The following is a 14,439-nucleotide window of genomic DNA, read 5'->3' on the forward strand; positions in this document are numbered from 1 at the left end:
CCCGTCGAGCGCATGATGCGCGACGCCAAGATCACCCAGATCTACGAAGGCACCAACCAGGTTCAGCGCATCGTGATGGCCCGCAACCTCCCGTAATCACGGGCCGGCCGGACAACGAACACAAGTGGCACCGGAGGCGATCAGCAGTGCTCGCCTCCGGTCCGCGGCGACTCGCGGTTGGGCTAGATTTAGCGCTTCGTACACCCGATCGTGTTAGGGAAGACAATGACGGAAGCGGTGCTGCTGGTCGGCGGGCAGGGGACGCGACTGCGGCCCGTCACGGTGAACACCCCCAAGCCGATGGTTCCGGCCGCAGGTGTGCCGTTTCTGGCCCACCAGATAGCCAGGGCCGCGGACGCGGGTGTGACCCACATCGTCATGGCGACCTGCTACCTGGCCGAGGTCTTCGAGCCGTACTTCGGTGACGGCTCCGACTTCGGCGTCCACCTCGAGTACGTCGTCGAGGACGAGCCGCTCGGCACCGGCGGCGCCATCCGGAACGCCGCGCGCCGCCTCACCGGCGGGCCCGACGAGCCGGTCCTCGTGTTCAACGGCGACATCCTCACCGGCCTGGACATCCGCGGCCTCGTCGAGTCGCACAAGGCCGCCGAGGCCGACGTCTCGCTCCACCTCGTGCGGGTCTCCGACCCCCGGGCCTTCGGCCTGGTCCCCACCGACTCCGAGGGGCGGGTGCTGGCCTTCACCGAGAAGCCGCAGACGCCCGAGGAGATCGTCACCGACCAGATCAACGCCGGCTGCTACGTCTTCCGCCGCTCCGTGATCGACGCCATCCCCGAGGGACGGCCGGTCTCCGTCGAGCGCGAGACCTTCCCCGGCCTCCTGCGGTCCGGTGCCAAGCTGTACGGCAAGACCGAGGACACCTACTGGCTGGACCTGGGCAAGCCCGAGTCCTTCGTCCAGGCCTCCGCCGACCTCGTCCGCGGCGTCGTCGCCTCCCCGGCCGTGCCCGGCCCGCGTGGCGAATCCCTCGTGCTCCCCGGGGCCCAGGTGGCTCCCGGGGCCAAGCTTTTTGACGGTACTGTGGTAGGGGCCGGCGCCCGGATCGAGGCCGGCGCCGTCGTGAAGGGCTCCATCGTGCTCGACGGGGCGACCGTCCGGGCCGACGCCCAGGTGAGCGCGAGCCTCATCGGCGCGCGCTCCGTCGTGGGCGAGCGCACCGTCGTGGACGGTGCCGTCGTCGGTGACGGCGCCCGCGTCGGCGCGGACAACGAGGTACGCGCCGGTGCGCGGGTGTGGTGCGAGGCAGAACTGCCCGACGCCGCGCTCCGCTTCTCCTCGGACCGCTGACCGGCCGTACCACCGTGCGCTCGTCCCCCGGACCCGACCGGTTCCGGGGGAGCCCGGGGAACCGGCGCGGCCAGCAGGACCCGGACCTCCACGGTCCGGCGGAAGACCCGGACCCCGGTCCGGCGGAAGACCCGGATCTCCTTGGTCCGGAGGAAGACCCGGACCCTCACGGTCCGGAGGAAGTCCCGGGCCATCGGGGCCACGGGGAACCCGGGCCCGCAGCGGCCCACCGGGCCGTTCGGGGCCCCGGTCCGGAAGGACCCGCCCCACCCGGATCTCCACCCTTCAGTCGTCAGTGAGGCAGCAATCCAGTGACAGGTGTGTACCAGACCCCCGGTGCGGATGACGTCGCGACCGCTCGTACGGCCACCCTTCCCGACACGTGGGGCCGGACCCCGCTGACCGTGGTCATGCCCACGTACAACGAGGCCGGAAACGTGCCCCGCATGACCGAGCTGCTGATGGACCTGGAGATACCCGGCCTGCGGCTCCTCATCGTCGACGACTCCTCCCCGGACGGCACCGGGCAGATAGCCGAGGAGCTCGCGCAGAAGTACCACGCCGAGGACGGCTCCCCGCGCATGTCGGTCCTGCACCGCACCGCGAAGGACGGCCTCGGCCGCGCCTACACGGCGGGCATGACCAAGGCCGTCGAGGACGGCGCGCACTACGTCCTGCAGATGGACGCCGACGGCTCCCACCCCGAGGGCAAGATCGCCGAGATGCTCGGTGTGGCGCTCGCCACCGACGCCGGTCTCGTCGTCGGCAGCCGGTACGTCCCCGGCGGCACCCTCTCCGACGCCTGGGGCGCCCACCGCAAACTCCTCTCCCGCTGGGCCAACGCCTACGCCAGCACCATCCTCGGCACCCGCGTGCGCGACATCACCGGCGGCTTCAACCTGTGGAGCGCCGACGCGCTCCGCGCCATCGACCTCTCCTCCGTCGGCAGCGCCGGCTACAGCTTCCAGGTCGAGATGAAGTACGCGGCGCTCCGCAAGGGCTTCCAGGTCATGGAGGTCCCCATCCACTTCGAGGACCGGACCGTCGGCGAGTCCAAGATGAACCTCGCCGTCCAGCTCGAGTCCATCGCCATGCCCTGGAAGCTCCGTGCGCGCGCCCGGGGCCGTAAGTGAGCGTCGACGCCATACGAGGGGACCTCGACGGGGCCGGTTCGCCGGCCGCGGAGCGGTCCCGTAGACACGCCGGGGCGGCCGCCGCCGAGGCGCCCGCCCCGCCCCGCGGGCGGTCCCTGGAGGACCGCGTGGCGGGCGTCGCGAACGGCGCCGTCCTGCTCGTCACCGCCGTCCTGGTCTTCGTCGTCGTCCGCCTGCCCTGGGCGGGCGACCTCGGTGTGCACGCGGCCACGATCCACCGGCTGCGCCACAGCCTGCTCGACCCGGGCAACCCGATGGTCGACGCCGACACGGAGAGCCCCTACTACTCGCCGTGGATGGTGTTCCTGACCCTCGTGGCGAAGGTCACCGGGCTGAACACCTTCAACGCGCTGCGGCTCGGCGCGTACATCGGCCTGGCCCTGCTCATCCTCGGCGTCTGGATCTTCACCCGCACCCTCAGCGCCCACCGGGCGGCCCCGCCGCTCGCCGTGCTGAGCCTCTTCTTCCTCTGGGGCGTCGACACCATCGCCTGGAGCGGGTACCTGGGCTTCACCTCGCTGGCCCTGGTCATCGCCTACCCCAGCACCGTCACCCTGGGCCTCGGCCTCGTCTTCCTGGCGCTGCTGACCCGCGCCCTGCGCGCGGGCACGGCCACCGGCTGGGCGGCCTACCTGGGCCTCGGCGTGCTGTGGGCCGTGCTCATGCTGAGCCACCAGTTCTCCGGAGTGGTCATCACCCTCGGCGCCGTCGGCGTGCTGGTCTCGGCCCGCCCCTGGCCCGTCAAGGCCACCTGGCTGAAGCTGGGCGGGGCGGTCGCCGCCGGTCTGCTGGTCCTGGTGATCTGGCCGTACTACTCCTTCTTCTCCCTCTTCGGCATCGGGGGCCTGGAGGAGATCCACCAGAACCTCTACAAGGAGCTCTGGCCGCGCTACTGCCTGGCCGCCATCGGTCTCGTCGCCCTGGTCCTGCGGTTCGTCCGCGACCGCCGCGACCCGCTGGTGATCTGGTTCGCGCTCGGTCTCGCGATGGTCCTCGCGGGCGCCGCGACCGGGAAGTACTCCTGGGGCCGGGCCGAGCCCGCCGTCGTCATGCCCGCGCAGATCGCCGCCGCGATCGCGGCCGTCGAGGGCGGCAGGCGCCTGCTGCGCGCGGTCTTCGCGACCGCCCTGACGGCCGGACTGCTCACCGGCGCCTGGGCGCAGCGCGACGGCTTCGGCTTCGTCATCCGCGAGGAAGCCCTGCCGAAGGCCGTCACCGAGGAGGGGCTCATGGAGCTCCCCAAGACGTACGAGTGGACCACCCGGTACGCCAAGTACGGCGACGTCTTCATGAGCGACCCGTTCGCCGCCCAGAAGCTCCCCGCCTACGGCTACTACACCATCGCCATCGGCTACCCCGACTTCTTCCTGCCGGACGAGACCCAGCGGAAGATCGACGTCGTGCAGTACTTCAAGGGCGAGATCAGCCGCGACGAGAAGCTGGCGATCCTGCACAAGTACGACGCCGACTGGGTCGTCCAGTGGCCCACCCAGGGCGGTCTGCGGGCCGACGACCCGGCCCTGAGGAAGGTCGCCACCTCGCCCGAGGGCCGCGTCCTGTTCAAGGTCGTCGGCTGACCGGCCACGCACGGGTACGCAGAAGGGCCCCGCGGACACCGTCCGCGGGGCCCTTCCCCGTACCGGGGTCCTCGCCGCCTCAGCGGTCCGAGGTCACCGTGACCTTCTCGTCGTTCTGGATCTGCCGGACCAGTTCCTTCACCTTGGGCATGTCCCACTTCAGGGAGCCCTGCGGCGCGCTGCCCGCGATCGGCATGTTCATCGACCGGCCGTCACCGCTGTTGACGCCCTTCATCGCGAAGAACATCTTCCCCAGGTCGTACAGTGACATGTCCTTGTCGACGATCAGCGTGTCCAGGCCCGCGCCCAGCGTCGGGTAGAGCGTGAACGGGTTCAGGATCGTGCCCGGCGTCGCCGCCTGGTTCGCCAGCGCGGACAGGAACTTCTGCTGGTTCTTCGTCCGCTGGAGGTCCGACTGGGCGAAGGCGTACCGGGTCCGGACGAAGGCGAGGGCCTGCTCGCCGTTGAGGGTCTGCTGACCGGCCTGGAAGTCGGCGCCGGACTTCTTGTCCTTGAAGCCCTTCTCGATGTTCATCTCGACACCGCCGAGCGCGTCCACGATGTTCGCGAAGCCGGCGAAGCCGATCTCCGCGTAGTGGTCGATGCGCAGCCCCGTGTTGTACTCCACGGTCCGCACCAGCAGCTCGGGCCCGTCCATCGCGTAGGCGGCGTTCAGCTTCGAGCCGCCCCGGGGGCCGAACTGCTTGCCGGACTCGGAGCCGACGAAGGACGGGATCGTCACCCAGGAGTCACGCGGCAGCGAGATCATCGTGTTCCCGCTGGAGCAGGCCGCGAGGATCATCATCGAGTCGGTCCGCTTGCCCTCGGCGGAACCGGTGTGGAGCTTCTTCTTCTCCTCCGCCGACATGCCCTCGCGGCTGTCGGAGCCGACGATCAGATACGTCGTGCAGTCCCCCTCCTCCGGCCGCTCGATGACCTTGGAGAGGTCCACCTCGCCCCGCATCTGCGAGCTCGCCCAGGCGTAGGTGCCGATGCCCCACGCCAGGACGCCCGCGACGAGCACGATCGAGCCGACCTTGATCCGCTTGCGCCAGTCCACCGGGGCGCCGCCCCCGGACCCGCCGGACCTCGGCGAGTACTGCGGCGGTACGGTTCCGTGCCCGCCGCCGTCACCGCCCCGGCCCTGGGGGCCGTACACCTGGCCCGTGTTGTAACCGGAGTCGTAGCCGGAGGCCTGGGCCTGTGTGAAGTTCGGGTTGTAGCCCTGGTCGTGCCGAGGCGGCTGCTGGGGGACCTGCGGTCGCTGCACATGACGCATGCGGCGAGGGCCCTCGGACCGAGGGTTCGCGCTGCCACGGCCGTATCCGCCGTCGTCGGGCCAGTCATTCATGCCGTCCAGTGTGCCGGGCGGTCCTTTCCCGGCGACAGGCCGGGTGGAGCATCGGGCCGGTGCTGTTGCCAAGCTGATGCAAAGCGGACGCGCCCGGGACCCGGCATAAGGTGGAGGGCATGACAGAACAGGGCGATACCCCGGGCGAGCTGCCCGGCAAGCCGACCTCCGCCTCCCGCACCACCCTCAGCCACATCATGACCAGCCACGACACCAACCTCCTCGGCACCGTGCACGGTGGCGTGATCATGAAGCTGGTGGACGACGCGGCGGGCGCCGTCGCGGGCCGGCATTCGGGCGGACCGGCCGTCACGGCCTCCATGGACGAGATGGCCTTCCTGGAGCCGGTCAGGGTCGGCGACCTCGTTCACGTCAAGGCCCAGGTCAACTGGACCGGCCGCTCCTCCATGGAGGTCGGCGTACGGGTCCTGGCCGAGCGCTGGAACGAGTCCACGCCCGCGACGCAGGTCGGCTCCGCCTACCTGGTCTTCGCCGCCGTCGACGCCGACGGCAAGCCGCGCCCCGTCCCCCCGGTGATCCCCGAGACGGAACAGGACAAGCGCCGCTACCAGGAGGCCCAGATCCGCCGCACCCACCGCCTGGCCCGCCGCCGCGCCATCATGGAGCTCCGCGAGGCCCGCGCGGCCCAGGGCTACGACGACTGACCGGGGCGCGCGGCGGCGGGGGGAGCGGGACCCCGTACGGCACGGGTCCGCACGGCACCGGCGCGTGACGCGCGGAGGCCGCGCACCACCGGCCCGGGACCGGGCCCGTACGGGATCACCCGCACACCACCTCGTCCCCCCGGACCGCCTCGAACGGCCCGGCCTGCCCCTCCTCCTCCCCGCGCACCGGGGTGACCCCCTTGTAGTCCCCGCCCACCGTCACCTTCAGCGTCCCGCCCCGCCCGGTGGTCTCCCGCAGCTCGGCCCCCGGGAGCGCCGCCGCCAAGGTCTTCGCGGAACGGTCCCAGCGCGGGTCGTACTCGACGACGGTCCGCTCCCGGACCGGCCCCGCCGCGGTCAGCGGGGTGCGGGTGGTGTCGAACCCGGCCGCGCGCAGCGCCTCGTCGACCCTGCGGCCGAGCCCGTCCGTGCGGGTGCCGTTGTAGACCTGGACCCGGACGGAGCGCGGCGGCACGTCCACCACCGCGCCGTCCGGCGCCGTGGGGGCGGCGGAGGCCGCGCCGGGGGAGACCGGGCCCGCGGAGCTCCCCTTCGGCGGGGCCAGCGGCCGGTCCTCGCGCAGCGCCTGGAACAGTTTCTGCGCCTTGGCCGCGTCCCACTTCACCGTGGAGCCGATGCCCTTCACCGGGAAGCTCATGTTCCCGACGGGCACGGACACGAACTCCGACGAGGCCGGGGTGAAGCCGCGCATCGCCTTGGCGAGGGACAGCATCTGGTCCGTACCGAAGCCCTCGTCCGCCCGCACCGACCCCAGCATCGTCGTCGCGACCTGCCGGAACCGCACCGGGTTGAACAGCACCCCGCCGCTGGTGAGCCGGTCGACCAGGGCCGCCAGGAACCGCTGCTGCCGCTGCATCCGGCCGATGTCGGCCGCGCCGTCGATGTGCCGCGACCGCACGTACTGGAGCGCCCGCCCGCCGTCCAGCTCGTGGGTGCCCGCGGCCAGGTCGAGCCCGGTGTACGGGTCCTTCATCGGCCGGGCCGTACAGATCTCCACCCCGCCGACCGCGTCGACGGTCCGCATGAAGCTGGTGAAGTCGACCTCCAGGTAGTGGTCGATCTTCACCCCGGTCATCGACTCGACGGTCCGCACGGTGAGCGCAGGACCGCCCTCCGCGTAGGCGGCGTTGAGCTTCACCGGGTGCGCCTCGTGCCGCTCGCCGGTGGTCAGGTCGGTGTGCTCGGGCATCTCGGCGTACGAGTCGCGGGGGAGGCTCACCACGCTCGCCCGCTCCCGGTCCCCGGAGATGTGCACCAGCATCACGGTGTCGGTGCAGTGGCAGGGTTCGCCGCCGAGCCGGTACTTCTCCTTCTCCTCGGCGGTGATCCGGTCGCGCCCGTCGGTGCCGACGACGAGGACGTTCATGCCGTGCCCGGCCTGCGGCCGGTTCTTCATGTCCTTGAAGGGGTCCACCCGGGTGATCCCGGTGTCCAGTCCGGTGACCACCGCGTGCCCGATGCCGCCCGCCGCGAGGACCGCCACGGAGAGCGCCGTCGCCATCCGCTTCCCCCAGCGGGGCCGCCGGGGCCGCCCGGGCCTCCGGCGGCCCGGGGCGGGTCGGGGGACGGGCCGGCGAGGGGGCGTGCGGGGCGGTGTGGGCACGGACGGACACCTCCGCGGGTGCGACAAGGGGAGCCGTGAGCACCGTAGGCCCATACGATCAGCGCAAGGGCCCGCCCGCCCCGGCGGCGCGCGAGGCTGTCCCCCATTCGCGGTAACGTGGCGGGCGATACTGCTGTCTCCCGGGCGACGACCCCGGACCCCCCGAGGAATCCATGCAGCCCCCTGTCTCCGTGATCATGCCGGTCCTCAACGAGGAGCGGCACCTGCGCAACGCGGTCCGTCACATCCTGGAGCAGGAGTACGACGGCGAGGTGGAGGTGGTGATCGCCCTCGGCCCGTCCACGGACCGTACGGACGAGATCGCCGCCGAGCTCGTGCGCGAGGACCCCCGCGTGCGCACCGTGCCCAACCCCACGGGCCGTACCCCCGCCGCCCTCAACGCGGCGATCCAGGCCTCGCGTCACCCGATCGTGGTGCGCGTCGACGGCCACGGGATGCTCTCGCCGAACTACATCGCCACCGCCGTCCGGCTCCTGGAGGAGACCGGCGCGCAGAACGTCGGCGGCATCATGCACGCCGAGGGCGAGAACGCCTGGGAGGAGGCGGTCGCCGCGGCGATGACCTCGAAGATCGGCGTCGGCAACGCCGCCTTCCACACCGGCGGCGAGGCGGGCCCGGCGGAGACCGTCTACCTCGGTGTGTTCCGGCGCGAGGCGCTGGAGCAGCAGGGCGGCTACAACGTGGAGTTCATCCGCGCCCAGGACTGGGAGCTGAACTACCGCATCCGTGAGGCGGGAGGCCTGATCTGGTTCTCGCCGGAGCTCCGCGTGCAGTACCGGCCCCGCCCGTCGGTGAAGGCGCTCGCCAAGCAGTACAAGGACTACGGCCGTTGGCGCCACGTGGTGGCCCGCTACCACCAGGGCTCCATCAACCTCCGCTACCTGGCCCCGCCGACGGCCGTCTGCGCGATCGCCGCCGGCCTGGTCGTGGGGGCCACGCTGACCCCGCTCGGCTTCGTGATCCCGGCCGGCTACCTCGCCGCCATCACGGCCGGTTCGATCCCCGCGGGCAAGGGCCTCCCGCTCAAGGCGCGCCTGCAGATCCCGGTCGCGCTGGCCACGATGCACATGTCGTGGGGGTACGGCTTCCTCACCAGCCCGCGTTCCCTCGCGAAGAAGGTCATCGCGAGCCGCCGCCCGGCGGTGCGGGCGGAGCGCGTCTGACGCCTTCTCCGCTCCGCGCGGACGGCGACGGCCGGGTCCCTCCTGGGGCCCGGCCGTCGCCGTGTCGCGGGGCGGGAGGTCAGCTCTTGCCGTCCCACCGGTAGACGGAGTAGATGTCCATGCAGTCCACCTTGTCGTCGGCGCCCTCCGGCAGGTCGCCCGCCTTCGTCACCGGCCGCTTGTACGTGTCGCCCTCGCGCCAGTCCTCGCCCACGATCAGGGTGACGGACTCGCTGCCGGTGGCGGCGCGCACGGCGGAGTCGGGCAGGCCGAGTGCCTTGGCCACGGACTGGGCGTTGGCGCGGCCCTGTTCGCCCGTCGCCTTGGGGTAGGTGACGACGGTGTCCTTGCGGCCGCCGTCCTCGCGCGAGGCCTCGGCGCGGGAGAAGCCCTTGCCCTTGAGGGTTCCGGCCATGGCGCCGGCCCGGCCCTCGACGGGGGGCCGGGTGCCGCTGCCGTCGGTGCCGTTGACGACGGTCACGGCGAAGGAGTCCGGGGCCTCCGGCTGCGCCTTGGGCTTCGCGGGGCCGGCCGGCTTCGGCTTGGGCGCGGTCCCGGGCCTGTCGCCGTTCTTGTCGAGGGCGACGTCGTCCCGGAGCATCGTCCACATCTTGTCCGCGGACTCCGGGAGCAGTTCGAGCCATTCGCGGGGCTTCGGCGGGTACGGCTTGGTGGGGACCGTCGCCGTGGTGAGGCGGTCGATCTTCACGTTCTTCAGCTGCATCGACAGGTCGAAGAGGGCCGACACCGACTTGATCTCGTCGGAGACGATCAGCGCCTTGGTGGCCGTGTCGGCCAGGCCCATGAGGCGGCCGGTGTCGCTCCAGGCGTTCTGCTTCTGGAGCTGCTTCATCATGCCGTTCATGTACATGTGCTGGGCCTTGGCGCGGTTCTGGTCGCTGCCGAAGGCGTGCCGGGTGCGCAGCCACTGGAGGGCCTGCTCGCCCTTGATCTCGTGGGTGCCCTCCGGCAGCTTCAGCCCGGAGCCCCCCTTGACCGTCCTCGTCGAGCGGTCGTGCACACCGGTCTTGACGCAGACCGGGACACCTCCGACCTCGTCCGCCATGGCGACCACACCGGCGAAGTCGATCATCATCCAGTGGTCGATGTAGACCCCGGTCAGCGACTCCCAGGTGGTCAGCGTGCAGCCCGGCCCGCCGCGTTGCAGCGACTCGTTGATGGGCCGGTTGGTGGTGGCCGGGTAGGTGGCGTTCTCGTCCCGGCACTCCGGGATGGGGACCACGGTGTCGCGGGGGATGGAGATGATGGAGGCGTTCTCCCGGTCCGCCGAGATGTGCAGCAGCATCTGCACGTCCGCCAGCGGCCTGCGGTTCTTGTCGTTCCGCCCGCCACCGAGAGCGATGTTCTTCTCGTCGGCGCGGCTGTCGGAACCGATCAGGAGGATGTTCAGGGGGGTGTCGCCGAGCGCGTTCGGCTTGGCCTTCTCCACACCGCTGTTGCCGCCGGCGCGGGCGCCGCCGCGGATGTTGCCGTTGAGGTGCTCGTAGTACAGGTATCCGGCGCCGGCCGTGCCGAGTATCAGCAGCGACAGGGTGATCGCGCTCCAGCGCAGCGCCTTGCGTTTGCCGGACTTCTTGGCCTGCCGCCGTGCGGCGGCCCGCCCGCCCGCGGCCGCCGGTCCCGTACCGCCGGAACCGGCCGGCCCGCCGCCGCGACGGCGCGTGGCCCGGGGCGACGCGGGCGCCCCCTCCGCGCCCGCCGCGTCGCCCACGGCCCCCTCGTCCGCGCCGGTGGTGCCGTCGGCGCCGTACGGCTCGTCGTCCCAGCCCGACTCACGGGCGTGCGGAACACGTCCCCGTGTTCCCTCCCCACGCACGCTGTTTCGTCCCACCCCAAGGTCCCCTGTCCGTCAGACCAGCCACGTGCGCGCCGCACCCCGGTGTCTCCGGGTCACTTGGCGCACACCTGCTTGTCGGCCGCTAGCTTCTGCAGATCCTTCGGCGCCTTCACCGGCCCGCTGAGAGGCACCCCCGCGCCCTTGAAGTCGGCGCCGAGGACGAGCGTCATGGGCGCGCGCTCCGCGGCGTCCTGCGTCCCCGGCTTGAGCGCCGTGGCCGGCAGGCCCATCATGTCGGCCAGCTTGCGGGCCTGATCGGCCTGGTTCGGCGCGTACGTCAGCGTCGTCCTGGCCGCCTGCTCCGGAGCGTTGCTCCGGTTGGTCGACCGGGTCACGCCCTGGTCGTTCTGCAGCCAGTTGATGGTGGACTGCGCCGCACCCGTGATGCCGCTGCCGTTGTAGACGTCGACGCGCACCTCGGCGGCGGTGGACCGGGGGCCCTTGAGGAGGGCGGCCTGCGCCTGCGCCTGGGCGTTCTTGGCCTGCGCCTCCTTCTTCTTCACCTCGGTGAGCGAGGTGTCCGACCGCAGCATCGCGAACAGCTGGGGCGCCTGCGTCGGGTGGGGCACCACGGTGACCGGCTTCGGCTCGTCCGGGTTGTCGACCACCGGAAGCGTCGTGAAGGCGATGTTCTTGGTGTCGATGGGGGCGAGTTCCCCGGCCAGCTCCTGGAGCTTGGCGAGGGAGCCTATGCCCGTGTCGACGGTGAGGGCCTTGGTCGCCGCGTCGGCCAGGCCGTACAGCTTCGACGGACTGGTGAGCGTGTCGTCCGACTTCATCTGCCGGACCATCGAACTCAGGAACTGCTGCTGGATCTTGATCCGGTCCAGGTCGCTCTTGTTGCCGAAGCTGGAGCGCGTGCGGACGAAGGCGAGGGCCTGCTCGCCCTGGATGACCGACTCGCCGGGCGGCAGCTTCAGATGCGACTTCGGGTCGTCCACGGCCTTCTCGACGCACACCTTCACGCCGCCGACGGCCGTCGTCAGCTCCTTGACGGCGTTGAAGTCGGCCATCATGAAGTGGTCCACGGTCAGGCCCGTCAGTTCCTCGACCGTGCGCATGGTGCAGCCGGCGTCGCGGCCGTCCTGGCCGAGGCTCACGTTGAACCGGGCCTTCTCGGCGCCGGGGATCGTCTTGATCGACCCGTCGGGCTGCCGCGACTCGCACACGGGGATCTTCGTCACCAGGTCGCGAGGGATGGACAGCGCGGTGGCGTTCGTCCGGTCCTGGGAGACGTGGAAGAGGATCGTGGTGTCCGCGTGGCCGGGGCTGTTGGTGTCGCCGTAGCCGCCGTTGCCCTCACCGGTCCGCTTGTCGGTGCCGATGATCAGGATGTTGAAGGCCTGGCCCTTGCGGAAACCCTGGCTCTTGCGGCCCACCGGGTCGACGGTGGTGATGTTGCCGTCCAGCCGGTTGTAGAGCACGTACGCGCTGGTCGCGCCGCCCACCAGGACGAGGGCCATCGTGCCGCCGGTCCACAGCAGGACCTTCTTCTTGCGGGAGGCTCCCTGCTTGCGCTTGCGGCGGCTCGCGGGCGGCGGGCCGCCGCGCCGGCCCGTGGAGCCCGTACCGCCGCCCGTACCGCCCGTGCCGGAGCCCCGGCCCGGCTCGGCGGGTCGGCGGCGGCGCTGGCCGGGGACCGGGGCCTCGACGGGGGTGGCGGGCGTCGTGGTGGAGGGCGTCTCGACGGTCGCGGCTCTCCGGTACGACGGGGCCGCGGCCTGCGGCTGCTGACCGGAGTGGTCCAGTCGCAGTTCGTAGTTGCCGGTCTGCGGGTTCAGTACCCACTGGTCGGCGGGGTCGATCTCGTCCGCCCGTCCACGGCTGTGCGCGTCCACGGTTCCTCGGGTCCTCCGTCGGTGCCACGCGAGGCGCCTCCCCCACAGGGCGCCGCTCGGTCGTTCGATCCTTGGTGTGTGCGACCACGCGGTCGGGGTGCACCGGATCGCGTCACACTATCCGCCCAGTTCAGCGTGGGGCGACGTCCGTGACAAATTCCACGCCCCTTACAACTGGGCAATCTGCCCAAACCGCATTCCTCCCCGCCCTCCCCTTGGGGCGCGCTTTACTCACCCTCCCCCTCAGGCGCACGCCCCTTCCGCCGCGTTGCGCCCGGTGAAGGTCGGGGTCGCGGCCGGCGTCGGGGTGTCCGCGTCGTCCGGCTTGCCGTCGGCGGGGAGTTCACCGGCTGTTCCGCCGCCCTCCCCGCCCCGATCCGCGCCCGTCCCCTCCCGTTCGCCGTGCTCCGGACGCACCAGGACCGGCTTGTCCTCGCGCAGTTGCCGGAAGAGATGGCTCGCGTCGGGTTGTACCAGTTCGTCCCGGTTCGCGTTGTACGTATAGGGCCGCCGCGGCACCGTGAGGAACTGCACGTTCTCCGCCGGGATCGCCCGCATCGCGCGCGCCAGGTCGTACAGGTCGCGCAGCGAGTCCAGACCGTGGTCGGTCGTGATCGACCGGGTCGCGGCGTCCAGGACCGGATAGAGCTTCGTCGGATTCAACAACACCCCGTCGCTCTGCACCTTGGTGACGAGCGCCCCCAGGAACTGCTGCTGCCGGTCCATCCGTTCGGTGTCGCTGCCGTCGCCGAGCGACTTCCGCGCCCGTACGAAGCCCAGCGCCTGCTCGCCGTGGAGCGTCTGGCGGCCCGCCGGCAGCTTCAGGTGGGCGTCGGCGTCGTCGATCGGCTCCTTCAGGCAGATCTCGACCCCGTCCACCGCGTCCACCATCTTCTTGAAACCCCGGAAGTCGATCACCATGTGATGGTCGACCCGGATACCGGTCAGCTTCTCGACGGTACGGATCGTGCACGCCGTGCCGCCGATCTCGAAGGCCGAGTTGAACTGCGCGAATTGCTTCCCGCTGCGGGTCCCCTCCGCCGTACGGCAGTCCGGAACCGTCACCATCAGGTCGCGCGGCAGCGACACCGCCGTCGCCCGCGACTTCCCCGCCGACAGATGCAGCAGGATCGTCGTGTCCGACCGCTGGGTGCCCACGTCCTTGCCGTACTCCCGGTTCCCCTCCCCGGCCCGGGTGTCCGACCCGATGAGCAGGATGTTTCGGGCCGCCGACACGACCGCCGCCGGGCGCTCCTTCTCGTACCGCCGCAGTTCGTCGGCGGCCGTGGTGTCCGTGGTGATGTTGCCGTCGAGCTTCCGGTAGAACCACCAGCCGGCGCCCGCCCCGGCGAGCACCGCCAGCGAGACCCCGAGCGCCGTCCACCGCAGCCAGTGACGCCGCCGCCCGCGCGACTCCTCCGGAGCGCCGGACGCCCCGGCCTCCGCGGCCGGCGCGTCCGGTTCCGGTTCGGCGGGGGTGCCTGCGCGGTCCGTCACGTCGTCAGTCCGTCCTTCATGGCGTCGGCGGGCGCCGGGCGGCCACCGGTCACAGGAGGAGACGGCCGAACCGGACGCTTGGTTGTGCGGAACTCCGTGGTGCTCGGTGGTACGCGGAGGTCCTTCGTGGAGCTCGGGTACGAACTCGATCGGGGGCATGCGCGGGGCTCGCCGGGAGACGGCCCCCCGGCCGATCATCCACCGCCGAAGGCGCGGCCACCCGGGGACTCGGCCCGTCGATCCGCCGAACGAGGGGCTTTTCGGGTGTGAACCGGCGCACTCGCGGCCGGCGGGGGCGCCCGGACACCCGGGAAGCGGACGGCCGGACGCCGGGGGTGGCGTCCGGCCGGGGAAGAGGACCGGGGATGGGGACGTGGGCCGGG

The 14,439-nt window shown here is 71.7% G+C and carries 11 protein-coding genes; 6 read left to right on the top strand and 5 right to left on the bottom strand.

The annotated features are described in order from the left end of the window. The 4 genes from ACFY60_RS29230 to ACFY60_RS29245 form a co-directional block, all read left to right on the top strand. A partial coding sequence (locus ACFY60_RS29230) for an acyl-CoA dehydrogenase family protein (RefSeq protein WP_157849844.1) occupies positions 1-96 on the top strand: 96 nt, incomplete at its 5' end. 129 nt (positions 97-225) lie between these two features. Next, positions 226-1,308, top strand: a complete 1,083-nt coding sequence (locus tag ACFY60_RS29235) for a sugar phosphate nucleotidyltransferase (protein WP_388617594.1) — start codon at positions 226-228, stop codon at positions 1,306-1,308. A 320-nt stretch (positions 1,309-1,628) separates the two neighbouring features. Further along, positions 1,629-2,441: a polyprenol monophosphomannose synthase gene (locus ACFY60_RS29240; RefSeq protein ID WP_375165122.1), complete on the top strand. Its 813-nt coding sequence runs from the start codon at positions 1,629-1,631 to the stop codon at positions 2,439-2,441. Then, positions 2,438-4,039 (top strand): hypothetical protein, encoded by a 1,602-nt coding sequence (locus tag ACFY60_RS29245; protein ID WP_388617598.1) that lies wholly within the window; start codon positions 2,438-2,440, stop codon positions 4,037-4,039. Before ACFY60_RS29240 ends, ACFY60_RS29245 begins: the two co-directional genes overlap by 4 nt. A gap of 79 nt (positions 4,040-4,118) precedes the next feature. On the opposite strand, the gene ACFY60_RS29250 is transcribed toward ACFY60_RS29245, so the two are convergent. Then, complete coding sequence (locus tag ACFY60_RS29250; RefSeq protein WP_388617601.1) at positions 4,119-5,390, bottom strand: LCP family protein; 1,272 nt, start codon at positions 5,388-5,390, stop codon at positions 4,119-4,121. Between the two features lie 119 nt (positions 5,391-5,509). On the opposite strand from ACFY60_RS29250, the gene ACFY60_RS29255 reads away from it, so the two are divergent. After that, positions 5,510-6,055: an acyl-CoA thioesterase gene (locus tag ACFY60_RS29255; RefSeq protein ID WP_309052748.1), complete on the top strand. Its 546-nt coding sequence runs from the start codon at positions 5,510-5,512 to the stop codon at positions 6,053-6,055. 115 nt (positions 6,056-6,170) lie between these two features. On the opposite strand, the gene ACFY60_RS29260 is transcribed toward ACFY60_RS29255, so the two are convergent. Continuing rightward, positions 6,171-7,577 (bottom strand): LCP family protein, encoded by a 1,407-nt coding sequence (locus ACFY60_RS29260; RefSeq protein WP_388617605.1) that lies wholly within the window; start codon positions 7,575-7,577, stop codon positions 6,171-6,173. A gap of 275 nt (positions 7,578-7,852) precedes the next feature. Between ACFY60_RS29260 and ACFY60_RS29265 the strand changes: the two genes are divergently transcribed. Further along, a complete protein-coding gene (locus tag ACFY60_RS29265; protein ID WP_388617608.1) occupies positions 7,853-8,863 on the top strand; it encodes a glycosyltransferase family 2 protein in 1,011 nt (336 codons plus the stop codon). 79 nt (positions 8,864-8,942) lie between these two features. On the opposite strand, the gene ACFY60_RS29270 is transcribed toward ACFY60_RS29265, so the two are convergent. The 3 genes from ACFY60_RS29270 to ACFY60_RS29280 all read right to left on the bottom strand — a co-directional run bounded on the left by ACFY60_RS29270 (position 8,943) and on the right by ACFY60_RS29280 (position 14,056). After that, positions 8,943-10,700: an LCP family protein gene (locus tag ACFY60_RS29270; RefSeq protein WP_388617611.1), complete on the bottom strand. Its 1,758-nt coding sequence runs from the start codon at positions 10,698-10,700 to the stop codon at positions 8,943-8,945. Positions 10,701-10,774: 74 nt separating this feature from the next. Further along, entirely contained in the window at positions 10,775-12,559 is a 1,785-nt protein-coding gene (locus tag ACFY60_RS29275) for an LCP family protein (RefSeq protein WP_388617613.1), read from the bottom strand. Between the two features lie 243 nt (positions 12,560-12,802). Beyond that, on the bottom strand, positions 12,803-14,056 hold the full coding sequence (locus tag ACFY60_RS29280; protein ID WP_388617616.1) for an LCP family protein: 1,254 nt from the start codon (positions 14,054-14,056) through the stop codon (positions 12,803-12,805). Positions 14,057-14,439 lie beyond the last annotated feature (383 nt).

The organism is Streptomyces sp. NPDC012827 (assembly GCF_042900905.1).
In the GTDB taxonomy this organism is placed as follows: Bacteria; Actinomycetota; Actinomycetes; order Streptomycetales; family Streptomycetaceae; genus Streptomyces; species Streptomyces gulbargensis.